The sequence below is a fragment of the Streptomyces sp. HUAS ZL42 genome (genome assembly GCF_040782645.1).
Taxonomy (GTDB): Bacteria; Actinomycetota; Actinomycetes; order Streptomycetales; family Streptomycetaceae; genus Streptomyces.
In genome coordinates, this window is record NZ_CP160403.1 from 2,821,392 (window position 1) to 2,840,790 (window position 19,399).

Annotated in this window: 19 protein-coding genes and 2 pseudogenes; 6 read left to right on the forward strand and 15 right to left on the reverse strand. The window is 70.2% G+C overall.

Going from position 1 to position 19,399, the window contains the following annotated elements:
- Positions 1–394: 394 nt before the first annotated feature.
- On the forward strand, positions 395–838 hold the full coding sequence (locus ABZO29_RS12930) for a Fur family transcriptional regulator (RefSeq protein ID WP_367320335.1): 444 nt from the start codon (positions 395–397) through the stop codon (positions 836–838).
- A 21-nt stretch (positions 839–859) separates the two neighbouring features.
- A complete protein-coding gene (gene katG / locus ABZO29_RS12935; protein ID WP_367320336.1) occupies positions 860–3,073 on the forward strand; it encodes a catalase/peroxidase HPI in 2,214 nt (737 codons plus the stop codon).
- A gap of 96 nt (positions 3,074–3,169) precedes the next feature.
- Here katG and ABZO29_RS12940 read toward each other — a convergent pair whose 3' ends face one another.
- The 3 genes from ABZO29_RS12940 to ABZO29_RS12950 form a co-directional block, all read right to left on the reverse strand.
- Positions 3,170–4,276, reverse strand: coding sequence for an NAD(P)/FAD-dependent oxidoreductase (locus tag ABZO29_RS12940; protein WP_367320337.1), 1,107 nt, complete (start codon positions 4,274–4,276; stop codon positions 3,170–3,172).
- A gap of 236 nt (positions 4,277–4,512) precedes the next feature.
- Positions 4,513–4,836, reverse strand: a complete 324-nt coding sequence (locus tag ABZO29_RS12945; protein WP_367320338.1) for a nitrilase-related carbon-nitrogen hydrolase — start codon at positions 4,834–4,836, stop codon at positions 4,513–4,515.
- Positions 4,837–4,856: 20 nt separating this feature from the next.
- Entirely contained in the window at positions 4,857–5,183 is a 327-nt protein-coding gene (locus tag ABZO29_RS12950; RefSeq protein WP_367326425.1) for a hypothetical protein, read from the reverse strand.
- Here ABZO29_RS12950 and ABZO29_RS12955 point away from each other — a divergent pair.
- Positions 5,163–5,288, forward strand: a pseudogene (locus ABZO29_RS12955) (hypothetical protein); the annotation flags it as partial. The gene ABZO29_RS12950 and the pseudogene ABZO29_RS12955 sit on opposite strands and share 21 nt — an antisense overlap.
- A gap of 245 nt (positions 5,289–5,533) precedes the next feature.
- On the opposite strand, the gene ABZO29_RS12960 reads toward ABZO29_RS12955, so the two are convergent.
- The gene (locus ABZO29_RS12960; protein ID WP_367320339.1) at positions 5,534–6,865 is read right to left on the reverse strand and encodes a class I SAM-dependent RNA methyltransferase; all 1,332 of its coding nucleotides are present in this window, start codon (positions 6,863–6,865) and stop codon (positions 5,534–5,536) included.
- A 92-nt stretch (positions 6,866–6,957) separates the two neighbouring features.
- On the reverse strand, positions 6,958–9,018 hold the full coding sequence (locus tag ABZO29_RS12965) for an APC family permease (protein WP_367320340.1): 2,061 nt from the start codon (positions 9,016–9,018) through the stop codon (positions 6,958–6,960).
- A 299-nt stretch (positions 9,019–9,317) separates the two neighbouring features.
- Between ABZO29_RS12965 and ABZO29_RS12970 the strand changes: the two genes are divergently transcribed.
- Complete coding sequence (locus ABZO29_RS12970) at positions 9,318–9,986, forward strand: TrkA family potassium uptake protein (protein ID WP_367320341.1); 669 nt, start codon at positions 9,318–9,320, stop codon at positions 9,984–9,986.
- Positions 9,986–10,663 carry a TrkA family potassium uptake protein gene (locus tag ABZO29_RS12975; protein WP_367320342.1) on the forward strand — a complete coding sequence of 226 codons (678 nt, stop codon included), beginning with the start codon at positions 9,986–9,988 and terminating at the stop codon, positions 10,661–10,663. Before ABZO29_RS12970 ends, ABZO29_RS12975 begins: the two co-directional genes overlap by 1 nt.
- Positions 10,664–10,805: 142 nt before the next feature.
- Here the strand turns inward: ABZO29_RS12975 and ABZO29_RS12980 are convergent, their stop codons facing one another.
- The 8 genes and pseudogenes from ABZO29_RS12980 to ABZO29_RS13015 form a co-directional block, all read right to left on the reverse strand.
- Positions 10,806–11,537: a DUF3159 domain-containing protein gene (locus ABZO29_RS12980; protein WP_367320343.1), complete on the reverse strand. Its 732-nt coding sequence runs from the start codon at positions 11,535–11,537 to the stop codon at positions 10,806–10,808.
- Between the two features lie 3 nt (positions 11,538–11,540).
- A complete protein-coding gene (locus tag ABZO29_RS12985) occupies positions 11,541–11,939 on the reverse strand; it encodes an OB-fold nucleic acid binding domain-containing protein (protein WP_367320344.1) in 399 nt (132 codons plus the stop codon).
- Positions 11,940–12,062: 123 nt separating this feature from the next.
- A complete protein-coding gene (locus ABZO29_RS12990) occupies positions 12,063–12,746 on the reverse strand; it encodes a response regulator (protein WP_367320345.1) in 684 nt (227 codons plus the stop codon).
- A pseudogene (locus tag ABZO29_RS12995) lies at positions 12,743–14,340 on the reverse strand (ATP-binding protein). Before ABZO29_RS12995 ends, ABZO29_RS12990 begins: the two are co-directional and overlap by 4 nt.
- A gap of 187 nt (positions 14,341–14,527) precedes the next feature.
- Positions 14,528–15,223: an ABC transporter ATP-binding protein gene (locus ABZO29_RS13000; RefSeq protein WP_367320346.1), complete on the reverse strand. Its 696-nt coding sequence runs from the start codon at positions 15,221–15,223 to the stop codon at positions 14,528–14,530.
- Between the two features lie 211 nt (positions 15,224–15,434).
- Positions 15,435–16,199 (reverse strand): DUF3710 domain-containing protein, encoded by a 765-nt coding sequence (locus ABZO29_RS13005; RefSeq protein WP_367320347.1) that lies wholly within the window; start codon positions 16,197–16,199, stop codon positions 15,435–15,437.
- Position 16,200: 1 nt separating this feature from the next.
- A complete protein-coding gene (dut, locus tag ABZO29_RS13010) occupies positions 16,201–16,752 on the reverse strand; it encodes a dUTP diphosphatase (RefSeq protein WP_367326120.1) in 552 nt (183 codons plus the stop codon).
- Positions 16,753–16,757: 5 nt separating this feature from the next.
- Positions 16,758–17,342 (reverse strand): PaaI family thioesterase, encoded by a 585-nt coding sequence (locus tag ABZO29_RS13015; RefSeq protein ID WP_367320348.1) that lies wholly within the window; start codon positions 17,340–17,342, stop codon positions 16,758–16,760.
- Between the two features lie 58 nt (positions 17,343–17,400).
- Between ABZO29_RS13015 and ABZO29_RS13020 the strand changes: the two genes are divergently transcribed.
- Positions 17,401–17,865: a DUF3093 domain-containing protein gene (locus ABZO29_RS13020; RefSeq protein WP_367320349.1), complete on the forward strand. Its 465-nt coding sequence runs from the start codon at positions 17,401–17,403 to the stop codon at positions 17,863–17,865.
- A gap of 97 nt (positions 17,866–17,962) precedes the next feature.
- On the opposite strand, the gene ABZO29_RS13025 is transcribed toward ABZO29_RS13020, so the two are convergent.
- Entirely contained in the window at positions 17,963–18,898 is a 936-nt protein-coding gene (locus ABZO29_RS13025; RefSeq protein WP_367320350.1) for a hypothetical protein, read from the reverse strand.
- A 13-nt stretch (positions 18,899–18,911) separates the two neighbouring features.
- Positions 18,912–19,208, reverse strand: a complete 297-nt coding sequence (locus tag ABZO29_RS13030) for a DUF4193 domain-containing protein (protein ID WP_003993510.1) — start codon at positions 19,206–19,208, stop codon at positions 18,912–18,914.
- Between the last annotated feature and the right edge of the window lie 191 nt (positions 19,209–19,399).

The following is a 19,399-nucleotide window of genomic DNA, read 5'->3' on the forward strand; positions in this document are numbered from 1 at the left end:
ACCGACGGGGTTCCGGCCGACTTCCCCCTCGGGGCCCGACGGGGTGCGGGCGTAGCACGAAGTTCCGATGCGGTCCGCAGGAGCAGCCGTCCGGCGAAGCCCGGTACCCGGTTCAGGACCGGGAGCACGGTGTCACGAACACGCGTGCCCGGGAGCCCCGTCGGTAGTGACCCCCTTGACGTGCGGCTCGCGCTGCTCACCCGTGCCCACACCACTGTGAGCTTGTCGACGCCGCCTCTTCTTCAAGATCGTCCAGCCCGGATACGGACTGCTGCCGACCCCTAGGCGCCCGACATACTGCCCCACAGCCGACCAAACCCTCTCTGATACGCCTCCAGATTTGGACTTATTCGTTTTCTTGAATCATTCGTGTTTGTGGAGGTAGGTTGTCGGCATGACACCCCAGACTCCGACCACCGCGGCGGAACTGCGCGGTGCCGGCCTGCGGGTGACGGCCGCCCGCGTCGCACTGCTGGAAACCGTCCGCGGCGGTGACCACCTCGACGTCGAAGCGATCGCCTCAGGGGTGCGCGACCGTGTCGGCCACATATCGCTGCAGGCCGTGTACGAGGCGCTGCACGCCCTCACCACGGCGGGACTCGTGCGCCGCATCGAGCCCCCCGGCAGCCCGGCCCGGTTCGAGGGACGCGTCGGCGACAACCACCACCACCTCGTGTGCCGGTCGTGCGGCGCCGTCGTCGACGTCGACTGCGCGGTCGGCCACGCCCCCTGCCTGACCGCGTCCGACGACCGCGGCTTCGCGGTCGACGAGGCCGAGGTCATCTATTGGGGCCTGTGCCCCTCCTGTTCCACCGAAGCCCGCAGTTCAGCTCAGTGATCCACCCAGGGAAGGACGCCCATGTCTGAGAACCCCGATGCCATCGTCACCGACCCCAAGGCCGAGGGCACAGGTGGCTGCCCGGTCGCGCACACGCGCGCCGCGCACCCGACCCAGGGCGGTGGCAACCGCCAGTGGTGGCCCGAGCGGCTCAACCTGAAGATCCTCGCCAAGGACCCGGTTGTCGCGAACCCGCTCGGCGCCGAGTTCGACTACGCCGAGGCGTTCAAGAACCTCGACCTGGCCGCCGTGAAACAGGACATCGCCGAGGTGCTGACCACCTCGCAGGACTGGTGGCCCGCCGACTTCGGCAACTACGGCCCGCTGATGATCCGTATGGCCTGGCACAGCGCCGGCACCTACCGCATCAGCGACGGCCGCGGCGGTGGCGGCCGCGGCCAGCAGCGCTTCGCGCCGCTGAACAGCTGGCCGGACAACGGCAACCTCGACAAGGCCCGCCGTCTGCTGTGGCCGGTCAAGAAGAAGTACGGCCAGTCCATCTCCTGGGCCGACCTCATGATCCTCACGGGCAACGTCGCGCTGGAGCAGATGGGCTTCGAGACCTTCGGCTTCGGCGGCGGCCGCGCCGACGTCTGGGAGGCCGACGAGGACGTGTACTGGGGTCCCGAGACCACCTGGCTCGACGACCAGCGCTACACGGGCGACCGTGAGCTGGAGAACCCGCTCGGCGCGGTCCAGATGGGCCTGATCTACGTCAACCCGGAGGGCCCGAACGGCAACCCGGACCCGATCGCCGCGGCCCGCGACATCCGCGAGACGTTCCGCCGTATGGCGATGAACGACGAGGAGACCGTCGCCCTCATCGCCGGTGGTCACACCTTCGGCAAGACCCACGGCGCCGGCCCGGCCGACCACGTGGGCAACGACCCCGAGGCCGCCTCCATGGAGGAGCAGGGCCTGGGCTGGAAGTCCACCTACGGCACCGGCAAGGGCGGCGACGCCATCACCTCCGGTCTCGAGGTCACCTGGACCACCAAGCCCACCCAGTGGAGCAACGACTTCTTCGACATCCTCTTCGGCTACGAGTGGGAGCTGACCGAGTCCCCGGCCGGCGCCAAGCAGTGGGTGGCCAAGGACGCCGAGGCGATCATCCCCGACGCCCACGACCCGTCGAAGAAGCGTCTGCCCACGATGCTCACCACCGACCTCTCGCTGCGCTTCGACCCGATCTACGGTGAGATCTCGCGCCGCTTCCACGAGAACCCCGACCAGTTCGCGGACGCCTTCGCCCGCGCCTGGTACAAGCTGACCCACCGTGACATGGGCCCGAAGTCGCTCTACCTCGGCCCGGAGGTCCCGGAGGAGACGCTGCTGTGGCAGGACCCGCTGCCGCAGGCCGAGGGCGAGACCGTCGACGCCGCGGACATCGCGGCCCTGAAGGCCAAGCTCCTCGACTCGGGGCTGACCGTCTCGCAGCTCGTCTCCACCGCATGGGCGTCGGCCTCGACGTTCCGCGGCAGCGACAAGCGCGGCGGTGCCAACGGCGCCCGCATCCGCCTGCAGCCGCAGGCCGGCTGGGAGGTCAACGAGCCCGACCAGCTCGCGCAGGTCCTGCGCGTCCTCGAGGGCATCCAGACCGAGTTCAACACCGGCGCCAAGAAGGTCTCCCTGGCCGACCTGATCGTCCTCGGCGGTGCCGCCGCCGTGGAGAAGGCCGCCAAGGACGCCGGCTTCGACGTCGAGGTGCCCTTCACGCCGGGTCGCGTGGACGCCACGGAGGAGCACACCGACGCGGAGTCCTTCGCCGCACTGGAGCCCACCGCCGACGGCTTCCGCAACTACCTGGGCAAGGGCAACCGCCTGCCGGCCGAGTACCTGCTGCTCGACAGGGCGAACCTGCTCACGCTGAGCGCCCCCGAGCTGACCGTCCTCGTCGGTGGTCTGCGCGTCCTGGGCGCCAACTACCAGCAGTCCGCGCACGGTGTCTTCACCGAAACCCCGGGCAAGCTGACCAACGACTTCTTCGTCAACCTGCTCGACCTGGGCACGACGTGGAAGTCGACGTCCGAGGACCAGACGACCTTCGAGGGCCGTGACGCCTCGGGTCAGGTCAAGTGGACCGGCACCCGTGCCGACCTCGTCTTCGGCTCCAACTCCGAACTGCGCGCCCTCGCGGAGGTCTACGCGGGCGACGACGCGAAGGAGAAGTTCGTGAACGATTTCGTCGCGGCGTGGGTCAAGGTGTCGAGCCTCGACCGGTTCGACCTCGCCTGATCGCTTGATCGCCTGATCACGGATCACGACGTCCATGCCGACTCGTACGGGTCGGCCTGGACGTTTTTTCGTTTCCAAAAGTGACGCAGGGGCCCTTCAGGCGGCGGTGTACCCGAGTTGGCGCCGCATGTACGGCGTCATGAGGGTCTTCGCCTTGGCCATCACCGACGTGCGGCTGCCGAGGACCGCGCTCTCGCCGCCCGGCACGGGCAGGATCGTCAGTCCGTCGGCCGACCCGAAGGGCACGATCAGCGGGGTGCGCTGGATCGGCCGGTAGAGGCGGGGCTCCTTGCGATGCCGGCCGGAGCTGTTCAGATAGGCACGGATGTTCCAGGCGGCGAGGTCGGCCTGGGCGAGCGCGGCGGGGGTGATCTTGAGCTCGGTGGCGTCGTTGACGTCGCCGACCGCGAACACGTCCAGCCGCCCCTCGACCCGCAGCGTCCGGTCGACCTTGACGTGCCCGGAGGGGTTGAGCCAGTCGCCGTGCCCGGCCAGACGCAGCCAGAGCGTGTTGGGCGTGGTGCCCGTCGCCCAGTAGGAGAGGTCCGCCTCGACGATGTCGCCGCGCGCGTCCCGATACGTGCCGAAGTCGTTGCCGGGAGACATGAACGAGTCGAGCCTCACCTCCACGTCGTGGGACTCCAGCCACGTCCGCGCTCTGCGCCCGGCCCGCTCACTGCCCGTGCCGTGGAGCAGCTCCGTCCCTGAGTGGGCGAGCGTGACCCGGGCGTCCGGCCGTGCCAGGCGTATCTCGGCGCTGAGCTCGACACCGGAGGGGCCACCGCCGACGACGAGGACGTGCTCGGCGGAGGCGACGGCCTGCTGGTGCCCTGCGAACGTCTTGATCGCCTCCTCGGCTGTGGTGCCGGTGAAGCGGGCCGGTTCCGGGTAGTCGGCGCCGGTGGCGATCACCAGCACGTCGTACGGCAGCCGCTCCCCCGTCGCCAGGACCACCTGCCGCTCGGCGGTGTCGATGCGGACCGCCTTGCCCACGACCACACGGCCACTGCGCAGCAGGCGGTCGTACGGAATGAAGGGGGTCACCGACCACTCGGGGCGAACGCCGGCGCGCATCGAGGCGATGCGGTGGAAGAAGACCTCCTTGCGGTCCACCAGCGTGACCCGTGCCGTCCCGTCCAGCCGTTTCGCCAGGCGGACGCCCGCATAGCCACCGCCGATCACCACTACGTCGCCGTCATGCACGCCGGTTCTCCTGTGCCTCGTGGGGGGAGTGAGCGGCGCGACGCGTGGACCTCCTCGGCCACTCGAACTGCTGACGCAGCGTAGCGTTTGAAACTTAAAGTGCAGCGGGAACCGTGTGCGGGTTCTGTAAAGCGATGGCCCGCAACGCCGTCGTACGACGTCACCGGTCCCGGAGCTCACCGATGCGGACGAGACGTGGACACGCCGCGTGCGCGGCGGTCACCTCGTCGAGGACATCAGTGCCTGCGACGATGGTGTGGGTCCGCAGCGGCCTTGGCGATCGGGATGACGGACAGGTCGATGTCGGCGTAGAGGATGTCTTCGGCGTCCTCGGGCATGGGCTCGGCCAACGGGCGGCCGTCGGGGCCGTAGACGCGGGCGAAGCCGCCGCCGCGCTGCAGCAGCTGCCGTTTGACGGGGTCGTCGCCGCAGAACAGGTCCAAGGCCGCGTCACCGACGATCGAGCAGGGGGCTGGGACGAAGACCTGGCCTTCGGCGGCGTAGCCGGAGAAGCCGAGGCAGGCTCTCGGGACAGCCGAATCCGGCCTCCGGCAGCTCACGGGGGGACGATCGGCCCGGATCAGGGCCTGGCCGCCGTGGTCGTGCCCTTGCTGTCCAGGTGGCGTCCGAGGCGGGCACGTACGGCGCCGAGATCGGCGAACTGCTTGCACGAAACGTGCCGGACCTGCTCACCACCCTCGCCGCAGAACGCCTCGGCAGGGACACCGCCTCGCTGGACGCCGCGAGGCGGACCCTGCTGTTGCGGATCCGGGCCTTCATCGACGCCCGTCTGGCCGACCCGGCGCTGTCGGCGGAGGCGGTCGCCGTCGCCCACCACATCTCCGTACGCCACCTGCAGCGTCTCTTCCAGGCGGAGGGGACGACGGTGAGCGAGTGGATTCGCCATGGCCGCCTTGAGGCGTGCCGCCGCGAACTCGGCCGTCCACGCCGGAGCAGACCGGCCGTGGCCGCGGTGGCCCAACGGTGGGGCTTCGTCAGCCCAGCCCATTTCAGTCGCGCTTTCCGTGCCTTCTACGGCATGTCCCCGCCTTCTACGGCATGTCCCCACGCGCATGGCAGAACGTGGCCGACGAGACCAACGGTCGTACAGATGCCCCCGACCCCCGCGAAAGCGCCGGTGGCCTCTGAGCGCCGGTTCCTCGTCCGGTCGAGGCCGAACAGCGCGAGCCGGGCGCCTCGCGTCCGCATCTCGCCGCACCAGCACGCAGACCGCTGCCGACCTGGCTTACCCGCAGGTCAGGCGCCCTTGGCGGCAGGCTCCAGGATCGCCACACACTCCACATGCGAGGTCATCGGAAACAGATCGAACGCCCGCAACGTCCGCACCCGGTACCCCCCGTCCCGGAAGTACGCCAGGTCCCGCGCAAGCGCCGCCGGGTCGCACGCGACGTAGGCGATGCGCCGTGCGCCCAGGGAGGCGACATGCTCGACCGTCCTCCGTCCCGCGCCCGCCCTCGGCGGGTCCAGGACGATGAGGTCCACCTCGGTGATGCCGGTGCGCGGCAGCACCGTCTCGACCCTGCCCTGTTCGATGCGGACCCGGTCGAAGGCCGCGAGGTTGTGCCGGGCGTCCTCGACCGCACGCTTGCCGGACTCGATGCCGAGGACCGCGCCCTTCTCGCCGAGGCGGTCGGCGAGCGCGCCCGCGAACAGGCCGACGCCGCAGTACAGGTCCAGCGCCGTCTCGCCCTTGCGTGGCAGCAGGCCCTGCATGACGGCGGTCACCAGGGTGTCCGCCGCCTTCGGGTGGACCTGCCAGAAGCCTCCGCTGCCTACGCGGTGCGTACGGCCGTCGGCGCGCTCGCGCACGAAGGGGCGGCCGTGGACCCGGTGCACCCCGCCGTCCTTCTCGCCGACCCGCATCACCGACACCGGCTTGTCCAGCTCCACTATCGGCAGCCGCGCACCGGGTCGCGGTGTCAGGATCACCTGGCGGTCCTGCGAGCCCGTCGCCGCGATCGCCTCGATCGACTCCATGCCGGTCCAGTCGCGCTTCTCGATGCCCAGCTCGCTGACGCCCTCCGCGGCGATCATGCAGTGGTCGACCGGCTCGACCTCGTGCGAGCGGTGCCGACGCAGCCCGGCCCGGCCCGTCGAGGCGTCCACCGCGTACTGCACCCGGGTCCGCCACTGCGGTACCTCGCCCGCGGGCAGCTTGTCGCCCTCCGCCGGCATCACCGTGCCGTCCCAGCCGGCCTCCTCGGGCGTGAGGCCCGCGAGCCGCTGGAGCTGCTCGGCGATCACCTCGCCCTTCAGGCGGCGCTGCGCGCCCGGCTTGGCGTGCTGCCAGTCGCAGCCGCCGCAGCGGCCGGGACCGGCGTAAGGGCACGGCGCCTCGATACGGTCCTTGGACGCCTCCAGCACCCGTACCGCGTCCGCACGCAGGAAACGGGCCCCCTCCTCGCCCTCCGTCACCCGCGCCACGACCCGCTCACCGGGCAGCGCGTGCCGGACGAACAGCACCTGGCCCTCAAAGGTGCGGGCGATGCAGTGACCACCGTGGGCGACGGGGCCGACCTCGACCTCGTACTCCTCCCCCACCAGCGACTTCTTCGGTTCTGCCTGCATGGCGGGGTGACTCCACAAACTTCGAGAAGGAAACGGCCGGACAACAGCCCACCAGTCTACGTGGGTGCCGTCCGGCCGTTGACCACGAGCGTTCAGCTCTTGGCGGAGCCCGTCGACTCCTTCTCCTTCTCGGACTCCTCGGCGGGCCCACGCCGCACGGAGCCCGGCGCGTTCCACTCCTGCCGCTTGCGGGCCCGGGCCCTGGCCAGCTCGGAGGACTGCAGCTGGTAGGGCACCGAGGTCACCATCACGCCCGGCGTGAACAGCAGACGGCCCTTCAGCCGCAGCGCGCTCTGGTTGTGCAGCAGGTGCTCGTACCAGTGGCCGACCACGTACTCCGGGATGATCACGGACACCGCGTCGCGCGGCGACTCCTTGCGCAGGCTCTTGACGTACTCGATGATCGGCCGCGTGATCTCCCGGTACGGCGAGTCGAGCACCTTCAGCGGCACGGTGATGCCGCGCCGCTCCCACTCCTCGCGCAGGGCGTGCGTCTCGGCCGGGTCGACGTTGACGCTGAGCGCCTCCAGGGTGTCCGAGCGCAGCAGCTTGGCGTAGGCCAGGGCGCGCAGCGCCGGGCGGTGGAGCTTGGAGACGAGCACCACCGAGTGGACCCGGGAGGGGCGCACGCTGTCGTCGCTCGGGCCCTCGGGGGCCGCGAGCTCGGCGGCCACGCCGTCGTAGTGGCGGCGGATCGCGGTCATCGTCACGTAGAAGATCACCATGCCGAGCAGGGCGACCCAGGCGCCGTGCGTGAACTTGGTGACGAGGACGACCACCAGGACCAGTCCGGTGAAGAAGGCACCGAACGTGTTGATCGCGCGCGAGCGGATCATGTGGCGGCGCTTGGCCGGGTCCGTCTCCGTCGCCAGGTGGCGGTTCCAGTGCCGGACCATGCCGGTCTGGGAGAGCGTGAAGGACACGAACACGCCGACGATGTACAGCTGGATCAGGCGGGTGGAGTCGGCGCCGTAGATCCACACCAGCAACGTGGCAGCGCCCGCCAGGAGCACGATGCCGTTGGAGAAGGCGAGGCGGTCGCCGCGGGTGTGCAGCTGGCGCGGGAGGTAGCGGTCCTGGGCGAGGATCGAGCCGAGTACCGGGAAGCCGTTGTAGGCGGTGTTCGCCGCCAGGAACAGCACCAGGGCCGTGGCCGCGGCGAGCACGACGAACAGCAAGCTGCCCTTGCCGAAGACCGCCTCGGCGACCTGGGTGATCACCGGGTTCTGCACATAGCCGGAGCCGACCCCGACCCCGTTCTTCAGCAGGTCGGTGGCCGGGTTCTCGGCCATCCGGACCTTGGTCACCAGGGCGAGGACGATGATGCCGCAGAACATGGTGACCGCGAGCAGGCCCATCATCGCGAGCGTGGTCGCCGCGTTCTTCGACTTGGGCTTGCGGAAGGCCGGGACGCCGTTGGAGATCGCCTCGACGCCGGTGAGCGCGGCACAGCCGGAGGAGAAGGCGCGCAGCAGCAGGAAGACAAGGGCGAATCCGGCCAGGCCCTGGTGCTCCGCCTTGATGTGGAAGCCTGCCGTCGGCGCCCGCATCGTGTCGTCCAGGACGAGCCCGCGGAACGCACCCCACGCGATCATGATGAAGACGCCCGCGACGAAGACGTACGTGGGAATCGCGAAGAGCTTGCCGGACTCCTTGACGCCGCGCAGGTTCATCAGCGTCAGCAGCACGATCACCGCGACCGCACAGGCCGTCTTGTTCTCGACCACGAACGGGATCGCGGAGCCCAGGTTCTCGATGCCGGAGGAGATGGAGACGGCGACGGTGAGGACGTAGTCGACGAGCAGCGCACTGGCCACCGTGAGCCCCGCCCGGGGGCCGAGGTTGGTCGTCGCCACCTCGTAGTCGCCGCCACCGCTGGGGTAGGCGTGCACGTTCTGCCGGTAGGAGGCGACCACCGTGAACATGAGCACGACGACCGCGACCGCGATCCAGGGGCTGAAGTGGTACGCCGACACGCCCGCGATGGACAGGACCAGCAGCACTTCCCCCGGCGCGTACGCCACGGAGGACAGCGGGTCGGAGGCGAAGACGGGGAGGGCGATGCGCTTCGGCAGGAGCGTTTCTCCGAGCCGGTCACTGCGCAGTGCGCGCCCGATCAGAATCCGTTTGGGCACGTCGGTCAGTTTGGACACGACAGACAATCGTAGGGCGTCGAACTGGCGGTCGCCCACCTGCGGTCCCATATATGTCTCACGGATGAGAATGGCGGCCCTCGGTGCCCTGGATTCCGGGGCCCTACCGATACGTTGGAACAACGCCCATCAGCCGCGTCGTCCCGGCCCCGCACAGGATCACGGCCGGAAATCACCGGCATGATGGTGCCTGGCGGCCCGCAATCAGGCCGCGACCTGTTGCCGGGCGAGCCGAAAGAGGGACATGAGCAAGACGTTGACGCGGGTCGTCAGACCTGTGGGGAGTGTGGTGTAGGGCCGTGCATATCGTGATCATGGGCTGCGGCAGGGTGGGTTCCGCCCTCGCCCAGACCCTGGAGCAACAGGGGCACACGGTCGCCGTCGTCGACCAGGACCCCACCGCGTTCCGACGGCTGGGCTCCTCGTTCGGCGGTCGCCGGGTCACCGGGGTCGGCTTCGACCAGGACACCCTGCGCGAGGCGGGCATCGAGGAGGCCGGCGCCTTCGCCGCCGTCTCCAGCGGCGACAACTCGAACATCATCGCGGCACGCGTGGCCCGCGAGATGTTCGGCATCGAGAACGTCGCCGCCCGTATCTACGACCCCCGGCGCGCCGAGGTCTACCAGCGCCTGGGCATTCCCACCGTGGCCACCGTCCGCTGGACGGCCGACCAGATGCTGCGCCGCCTGCTCCCTTCGGGCGCCGAGCCGCTGTGGCGCGACCCCACCGGCGGCGTCCAGCTCGCCGAGGTGCACGCCTCGACCGCCTGGGTCGGCCACAAGATCAGCAAGCTGCAGGAGGAGACGGGCGTCCGTGTGGCGTTCCTGACCCGCCTGGGCGAGGCGATCCTGCCCACCTCGCAGACGGTGCTGCAGGAGGGCGACCTGGTGCACGTGATGATGCGCACCGACGACGTCGAGAAGGTCGAGGCGGCGTTCGCCGAGGGCCCGAAGGAAGGCGGTCACTGATGAGGGTCGCCATTGCCGGAGCCGGTGCGGTCGGCCGTTCGATCGCCGGTGAGCTGCTGGAGAACGGCCACGAGGTCCTGCTCGTCGACAAGGCCCCGACCGCCATCTCGGTCGAGCGCGTCCCGCAGGCCGAGTGGCTGCTCGCCGACGCCTGCGAGATCACGTCCCTGGACGAGGCGGCCCTCCAGCGCTGCAACGTGGTGATCGCCGCGACGGGCGACGACAAGGTCAACCTGGTCGTCTCCCTGCTGGCGAAGACGGAGTACGGCGTCCCGCGCGTCGTCGCCCGTGTCAACAACCCCAAGAACGAGTGGCTGTTCAACGAGTCCTGGGGCGTCGACGTCGCCGTCTCCACCCCTCGTCTGATGTCGGCCCTGGTCGAGGAGGCGGTCAGCGTCGGCGACCTGGTCCGCCTGCTCCGCTTCAGCCACGGCGACGCCAACCTCGTCGAACTGACCCTTCCCGAGGAGTCCGCCCTGGCCGGCACCCAGGTCGGCGACGTCGAGTGGCCGGAGGACACCTCCCTGGTCACCATCATCCGCGGCACCCGCGTCCTCACCCCCTCCCAGGACGACTCCCTGGAAGCGGGCGACGAGCTCCTCTTCGTGGCCGCCCCGGCCCGCGAGGAGCAGTTGGAGGACCTGCTGTCGGTGCGCAGGGAGGATGCGGCGGACTGAACCAAGTCCGTCGGGGAGTTGCCGCGAGGCTCGCTTCGGCTGTGACGACGATGGGGGCGCCCGGAGAAATCCGGGCGCCCCCAGTCACTTGTCAGCGCCGGTCCGGGCGGTCCCGGCCCGAGGCCCCCACCATCACCGGGAACTACCCCTCCCGACGGTGCAGCCCCCCAGCCGCCTCACGTTCCTTCTCCGCGGCCTCCTCCGCCTCCATCTCCGCGAACACGTCGATCGGAGCGGGCGCCTTCGCCAGGAACACCCAGGTGAGCCACACGGCAAGCAGGAAGGGCGGGATCTTCAACGCCACGAGCACCCACCCCAGCTGTGCCGTGTCGGCCCACCAGTACAGCGGGAAGAGGATCGCGCACTTGGCGAGCAGGATCAGGCCCCACGCCCAGCTGGCCTTGGCGTACGCCTTCTTGCGGCCGGGGTTGCGGGTGCGCCAGGAGAGGTTCTCCTTGAAGACCGGGCCGAGGATGAGGCCGATCAGCGGGACGCCGCACAGGGTCGTGACGATGTACGCCAGCGCCAGTCCCAGCGTGTAGATCATGCCGGGCAGGTAGAAGTCCTTGGCGTTGCCGGTCATCATCGCGAAGACGACACCGAAGGCGACGCCGAAGACACCGCTGAAGGCGTGCTTCAGGGTGTCCTTCATGGCGAGGCGGACCACGACCAAAATCAGGGACACGGCCAGCGCGGCGATCGCGGACCAGTGCAGGTCCTTGTTGATCGTGAAGATCGTGACGAAGAGGAGGCCGGGCAGCACCGTCTCGACCATGCCCCGCACCCCGCCGAACGCCTCGAACAGCGCGGCCTCCGTCACCGCCCGGGCGTCGTGCTGCTGAGTGTCTTCGGTCGGCTTGTCGAGCGACGTCACCGGCTACTCCCTACCGAGGGGTCTCAGTTCGTACTTCGGGTTGAACAGCACGCGGCGGCCCCGGCTCATCGAGATCCGGCCCGATGCGATCAGCCTGCGCCCCGGCTCTATCCCCACGATGGAGCGCCTGCCGAGCCACACCACGTCGAGCGCGGCGGAGCCGTCGAACAGCTCGGCCTCCAGGGCGGGAACGCCTGCGCGCGGCCGCAGGGTGACCGTGCGCAAGGTACCAGTAACCGTCACTATCTGCCGGTCCTTGGAGTCACCGATCCGCGTACAGCCCGCGGTCTCCGCGTCCTCCCGCAGCTCCTCGGACTCCAGGTCCTCCTGCGACGAGGAAAGCCGGCCGAGCATGCGCCGGAACCGGCCCACCGGCTTTTCGGAACGCGGAACAGCAGTCATATGTGAAGCGTACCGGGGTGCACTGACAGCACCGTACCCGCGGGGACGTGCCCCCAACCGGCCGCTGCCGGCCACACACGGTCACCATGCGCTCCGGGAAGCGAACGGCGACGGCGGCGCGGCTCACTTCTCGAACCGGTACCCCATCCCCGGCTCCGTGACGAAGTGCTTCGGATGCGACGGGTCCGCCTCCAGCTTCCTGCGCAGCTGGGCCATGTACACCCTCAGGTAGTTCGTCTCCGTCCCGTACGACGGCCCCCACACCTCCTGCAGCAGCTGCCGCTGGCTGACGAGACGTCCGGTGTTGCGGACGAGCACCTCCAGCAGATGCCACTCCGTGGGCGTCAGCCGTACGTCCTTCCCGCCCCTGTTGACCTTCTTCGCGGCCAGGTCGACGGTGAACTCGTCGGTCTCCACGAGCACGTCGTCCTCACCGCCCCCGGTGGGCTCGGCCCGCCGTACGGCGGCCCGCAGCCGGGCCAGCAGCTCGTCCATGCCGAACGGCTTCGTGACGTAGTCGTCGGCGCCCGCGTCGAGCGCCTCGACCTTCTCGTCGGAGGAGTGCCGGGCGGACAGGACAAGGATCGGCACGCGTGTCCAGCCCCGCAGACCCCTGATCACCTCGACACCGTCCATGTCCGGCAGGCCCAGGTCGAGGACCACCACGTCGGGATGGCGGGCGGCGGCCAGCTGGAGGGCGCCGGCCCCGTCGTGGGCCGCGTCGACCTCGTACTTGCGCGCCTTGAGGTTGATCACGAGGGCGCGCACGATCTGCGGCTCGTCGTCGATCACGAGCACCCGGGTCATGTGACCTGCCTTTCCGGTCCAGCCGGTCGTACGGCGTGAGAAAGCCCCGCGGAGCGCGATCCTGCCGCGCGGAGGGTGAGCACCATCGTGAGGCCGCCGCCGGGCGTGTCCTCCGCTTCGAGGGTGCCGCCCATCGACTCGGCGAAGCCGCGCGCGACGGCGAGGCCGAGACCGACACCGGCCCCGCGCGGGGCGTCGCCGTAGCGCTGGAAGGGTTCGAATATGCGCTCCTTGGCCTCGTCCGGGACGCCGGGGCCGCGGTCCACCACCCGCACCTCGACACGGTCCGCGATGGCGCTGCCGGCGACCAGGACGGTCTCGCCGGGCGGGCTGTACTTGACGGCGTTCTCCACCAGGTTGGCCACCGAACGCTCCAGCAGCCCGGCGTCGACGGCGACCATCGGCAGGGACTCCGGGATGTCCAGCTCCACGCTGTCCTCGGGCACCCCGCCGAGCGCCATCGGCACCACCTCGTCGACGTCGATCTCCCGGATGATCGGCGTGATGGTCCGCCCGCCTCGTCGTGCGTGATCAGGTGGACGTCGAGGTCGGGCCCTGAGTTCCGGGCGACCGTCGCGCCGACGCCGGGCCCCAAGACGTACTGCCAGCTCTTGCGCCGCGAGACTCCCAGCACGATCTGCGTGGCGTTGACCCCGCGCGCGAAGTCCAGCAACGCGGCCGGGACGTCGTCGCCGACGACGTGGTGGAAGGTCCCGCCCAGGTCCTCCACCAGCGTGCGCTGCACGGCCAGCTCCTTCGGCGAGGCCGAGGTCAGCCCGTCGCTGCGGGCGATGTAGACGGCCAGCACCTCGCCGCCCGCGCCCTTCTCCGCCAGTCGCGCCGCGCGCCGGATCAGCGTCCGTCCCTCCGGGCCGCCGGTCAGCCCCACCACGATCCGCTCCCGGGAACCCCAGATCGCCGAGACCTCGTGCTCACTGCGGTACCGCTTCAGGTACTCGTCCACGCGGTCGGCCACCCACAGCAGCGCCAACTCCCGCAGTGCGGTGAGGTTCCCCGGCCGGAAGTAGTTCGACAGTGCCGCGTCGACCTTGTCCGACTTGTAGATGTTGCCGTGCGCCATCCGCCGTCGCAGCGCCTCCGGCGACATGTCGACCAGCTCGATCTGGTCCGCCCGCCGGACGACCTCGTCGGGCACGGTCTCCTGCTGCCGTATGCCCGTGATCGACTCGACGACGTCACCCAGCGACTCCAGATGCTGGATGTTGACGGTGGTTATGACGTCGATCCCGGCCGCCAGCAGCTCCTGCACGTCCTGCCAGCGCTTGGTGTTGCGGGAGCCGGGGATGTTGGTGTGGGCGAGCTCGTCCACCAGCGCCACGTGCGGGCGGCGCGCCAGGACGGCGTCGACGTCCATCTCGGTGAAGGTGGTCCCCCGGTACTCCAGCTCCCTGCGCGGGGTCCGCTCGAGGCCGTGGAGCAGCACCTCGGTGCGCGGCCGGTCGTGGTGCTCCACGAAGGCGACCACACAGTCGGTCCCCCGCTCGACACGCCGGTGTGCCTCCGCCAGCATCGCGTACGTCTTGCCGACGCCCGGTGCCGCACCGAGGTAGATCCGAAGCTTGCCGCGTGCCATGGCCTCATTGTCTTCCGGTGACTCGTGCCTACGCAGCGTCGACCATACGGCCAACGATGCCGACAAACAGGGCGAGAGATGGCTGAGGCGACGCCTTTGACGCAACCCTGACGCCCCGAACACGATGCGCGGCCCGCCGGACCCGCACCACACGACCAGCGCGGCTCTTCGGCGCGGCTCTTCGGAGCTAGCGCTCGACTATCTCCCCGTCCCCCAGCTCCAGCACCCGATCGGCCAGGTCGAGCAGCGTCGCGTCGTGCGTGGCGACGAGCGCGGTGACGTGTTCGCTGCGGACGACGGCTCTCAGGAGCTCCATGACGGCGTGGCCGGTCTCCGCGTCCAGCTGGCCGGTGGGCTCGTCGGCCACCAGGAGCGAGGGGCTGTTGGCGAGGGCACGGGCGATCGCGACGCGCTGCTGCTGGCCCCCGGACAGCTCGCCGGGCCGCTGACCGGCGTGGGCGGCGAGGCCGACCAGGGACAGCAGGAGCTCGACGCGCTCCTCGCGCTCACGTGGGTCGGCGCGGCGCAGCCGCAGTGGCACTCCCACGTTCTCGGCGGCCGTGAGGATCGGGATGAGTCCGAAGGACTGGAAGACGAAGCCGATGCGGTCCCGGCGCAACGCCAGGAGACCGTCCTCACCCAGCTCCGACAGTTCGAGACCGTCGACCCGGACCCGCCCCCGGTCCGGCTCGTCCAGCCCGCCGACGATGTTGAGGAGCGTGGTCTTGCCGGACCCCGAGCGCCCTTTGAGGGCGACCAGCTCCCCGCGGGGCACCTCGAAGGAGACTCCGCGCAGGGCCTGCACGGCGGCGGCTCCATGGCCGTACGACTTGTGGACGTTCTCGACGCGCACCATGGTCTCGGTGGCCAGTCGACTGCTCATGGTTCCTCCCCGTGATCCCCCGTGAACCGGCGCCAGTATCGCGACCGGGCGCGCTCCCTCAATGCATCCGATGCTTCCGATGTCTCTTCGGCCCGTGCTTCATTGCCGTCTCACTGGTTCATCGGACGAGACCCCCGCATCGGTTCACGCGCGGGCACCTGAACGCAGAACGGGCCGCACCCTTGCGGGATGCGGCCCTTTCGCGCAGGTCTCAGCGGACCTCGGTGATCTCCGGCCCGCGCTGCAACTGCCCCATGCCACCGGAGAAGCGCGAACCGCTCTCCTCCTGCTGGACGCCCTCGGGGACCATCTGTGCGTCGTTCGGCAGCTTCAGGACGATCGGGTCACGGGGCGCCATCGGGCCCTCGCCGCGCACCACGACCGTGTCCCGGAAGATCTGCTCGAGCAGACCGGCCGCCTGCGGCTGCACCGCACCCTGGCCCGAGATCACACCACGCAGGAACCAGCGGGGACCGTCCACACCGACGAACCGCACGACATGGAAGCCCCCCGTGCCGTCCGGCAGCTGCACCGGCACCTGGGCCCGCAGCTCCCAGCCCAGCGGCCCCTCGACCTCGTCGACGATGCCGCCCTGCTGGGTGATTCCGGTGGCGATCTCCTCCCGCACCTCGCCCCAGATGCCTTCGCGCTTGGGCGCGGCGAAGGCCTGCAGCTGGACGGCGCTGTCGCGCAGCACGACGGTCGCCGCGACGATCGCGTCGCCCGCGACCTCCACCCGCAGCTCCATGCCGTCGACGCCGGGCACGAAGAGCCCGCCCAGGTCCACACGGCCCTCGCCGGGCTCGCGCACCTCCGAGCTGTCCCAGGGCCCGTCGGGCCGCGGCTCGGGCTCGAGCCTCACGCGCTCGCGCTCGCCCTCTTCCTCGTCCGCCTCAGTGTCGACACTGTCGACGACCTGCTCGGCCTCGCCGGCCGCGTCCTCGGCGGCACCCTTCTTCTTGCGACGTCCGAACACGTCACTGTCCTTCCCGGTCGGATACGACCGAAGCGTATCTATACCCACCCGTTGCGCCGCTCTCGGCGGCCTGACCGCTTGTGCTGCTCGTCCCGGCCACCGCGGCGTGCCCGCCGGTGGACCCGAAGCCCCCCTCGGCACGCGCCGAGTCGGGAAGCTCCGCGACCTCCTGGAAGCGGACCCTCTCGACCTGCTGGACGACCAGTTGGGCAATCCGGTCGAAGCGCTCGAACCGCACGGACTCGCGCGGGTCGAGATTCACCACGATCACCTTGATCTCTCCACGGTACCCGGCATCAACCGTCCCCGGGGCATTCACGAGGGCGACACCGCACCGTGCGGCGAGCCCCGACCGGGGGTGCACGAAGGCCGCGTACCCCTCCGGGAGCGCGATGGACACCCCCGTGGGCAGCACGGCCCGCTCGCCCGGCTTCAGTTCACAGCCCTCGGTGGTCCGCAGATCGGCTCCCGCGTCACCGGGATGCGCGTACGTCGGAAGCGGTACGTCCGGGTCGACGCGGCGGATCAGAACGTCCACGGCGTCACGGCTCACGGGGGTCACGGGTTCACCTCGAAGGCGCGGGCGCGCCGGACCTGGTCCGGGTCGCTCATGGCCGCCTGGATCTCTTCCTCGCGGCCGTGGTTGACGAAGTGGTCGACATCGACCTCGATGAAGAGGGCGTCGGCGCGGACGGCGACAGGTCCTTCGGGACCGCCGATCCGCCCGGTGGCGCGGGAGTAGATCTTCCGTCCGGACACCGCGGTCACCTCGGCCTCGAGGTACAGCGCGGTGCCGACGGGCACCGGCCGCACGAAGTCCGTCTCGAGCCGACCGGTCACGGCGATCGTCCGCAGCAGCCAGTTCAGCGAGCCGAGGGTCTCGTCGAGGGCGGTCGCGAGCACCCCGCCGTGCGCGAGTCCCGGCGCGCCCTGGTGGGCCGGCTGCACGGTGAACTCGGCGGTGACGGTGACGCCTTCCCCGGCCCGCGCCTCCAGGAGCAGCCCGTGCGGCTGCTCGCCACCACACCCGAAGCACTGTTCGTAGTGGGCACCGAGGAGTTCGCCGGGCGCGGGCGCATCAGAGTGCCGCACCGGTTTCACGGCGTCGGCGGGAGGCTCAAGAGCTGCGGAAGTACCACTCACAGCCGCAGACCTTACCCGCGCGTCGGCATTATCCGGACACCGTGCCAAGCTTGGCTCCATGCAGCTCTCCGCCACCCCCTACGAAGAACGCCTGACCGCCCCGCGCTCCTGGTGGCTGATCTCGTTCCTCGTGGGCGTTTCCATGGCCCTCATCCTGCTCCCCTTCGGCACGCTGCCGCTGCTGGCCGGCCTGGTCGGCGGCACGGCCGCCGCGGCCGTGGTGGCCAGCTCGTACGGCTCGATCCGCATCCGCGTCGTCGGCGACTCCCTGATCGCGGGCGAGGCGAAGATCCCGGTCACGGCCCTCGGCGAGGCGGAGGTGCTCGACGCGGCGGAGGCCCGCGCCTGGCGCACGTACAAGGCCGACACCCGCGCCTTTCTCCTCCTGCGCGCGTACATCCCGACGGCCCTGCGCGTCGAGGTCACCGACCCCGCCGACCCGACTCCTTACCTGTACCTCTCGACCCGTGACCCGGAGCGCCTCGCGGAGGCCCTCAAGGCGGCGCGGGCGACGACGGCGTAGACAGGGCTACGCACACAAGAACCCCTCGGGCACGGGTACGCAGGCGCGGCCGGGTGGCCCACGCGAAGCCGGTCATGACTCTGCGGCGAGGCCGCGCTCAGGGACCGAGTTCCTCGGACAGTTCCCCCAGCTTCAGCGGGTCGGCCGGTGCTTCCAGCGGGGGAAGGTCGGCCAGGGCGTCCCACGGCACCTGTATCTTCCGCAGATCCGCCCGGATGCGCGCCGCGACCTTCTTGGTGTCACGCCGGTTCATGACCGCGCCCACCGCGGCCCCCACCATGAACGGCATCAGATTCGGCAGGTCACGAACCATTCGTTTCATGATCTGCTGCCGCAGCTCGCGCTTCATCCGGCCCCCGAGGGCCGCGTCGACGGTCACGGGCTTCATCACGTCGATCCCGCGCTCACCCGACCACGAGCGGAGATAGACCGTACTGCGGTCCTTGAGATTCCCCGGCGGCCGCACGCCGTACACCTCGTGAAGCTCGGCGATCAGCTTCAGCTCGATCGTGGCAACCCCGGTGATCTCCGCGGCCAGTTCCGTCGGCATCGCGGGCGGCACGGGCAGCATCGCCGCCGCCCCGATCCCGGCTCCCACCGTCGCCGTCGCGTTCGCTGCGCCCGCCACGAGCTTGTCCGCGAGTTGTTCGGGCCCCAGCCCCGGGAACTGCCTGCGGAGCGTCTGAAGGTCCCGCACCGGCACGCGCGGGGCCATCTCGATGATCCGGTCGGCCAGGCGCGCCAGTCCCGCCCTGGCGCGGTCGCCGCCCTTGCGGACGCCCTGCTTGGCCAGGTCCCTGGCCCTGTCCCGAATCGCCACGGCCCGCCGCATGGCGGCGGGCGTGGGACCCACCAGCGGCGCCGGAAGGTCGCCCGGGTCAACCACCGGTTCGAGCGAGGCCGACCCCGTAGGGATTCCCGTACCGGGTGAGCCCCGCTCGTCGTCACGCACGCCGTGAGGGCCGTCGAACTGCCCTTTGTCCGCTCCCTGCAAGAGGAAGCGGCGCTTCCGAGGAGAGGTCGAGCCAGCCACGGCCGACCCGTCCTCAGTCGCAGTCGCGGCAGATCGGCTGACCGTTCTTCTCCCGGGCCAGCTGGCTGCGGTGGTGCACCAGGAAGCAGCTCATGCAGGTGAACTCGTCCTGCTGCTTGGGCAGCACCCGGACGGCCAGCTCCTCGTTGGAGAGGTCGGCTCCGGGCAGCTCCAAGCCCTCGGCGGCCTCGAACTCGTCGACGTCGACCGCGGAGGCCGACTTGTCGTTGCGCCGGGCCTTCAGCTCTTCAAGGCTGTCCGAGTCGACGTCGTCGTCGGTCTTGCGTGGGGTGTCGTAATCGGTTGCCATGGTCGCTCTCCCCCTCTGGGTGTCTGCGGTGTCTCCAGCGCACGTAACGCGTGAGAGGCCGGACTTGTGCCCGACCCGAGGCGGAGATTTTGCCTCACATCAAGGTCTGTTACTCAATCGACACCCAACCGGACTCCTCAAGAGTGATCGGCTTGGATGGCGAACGGGACCGTACACGGTCCGAAGGCCGC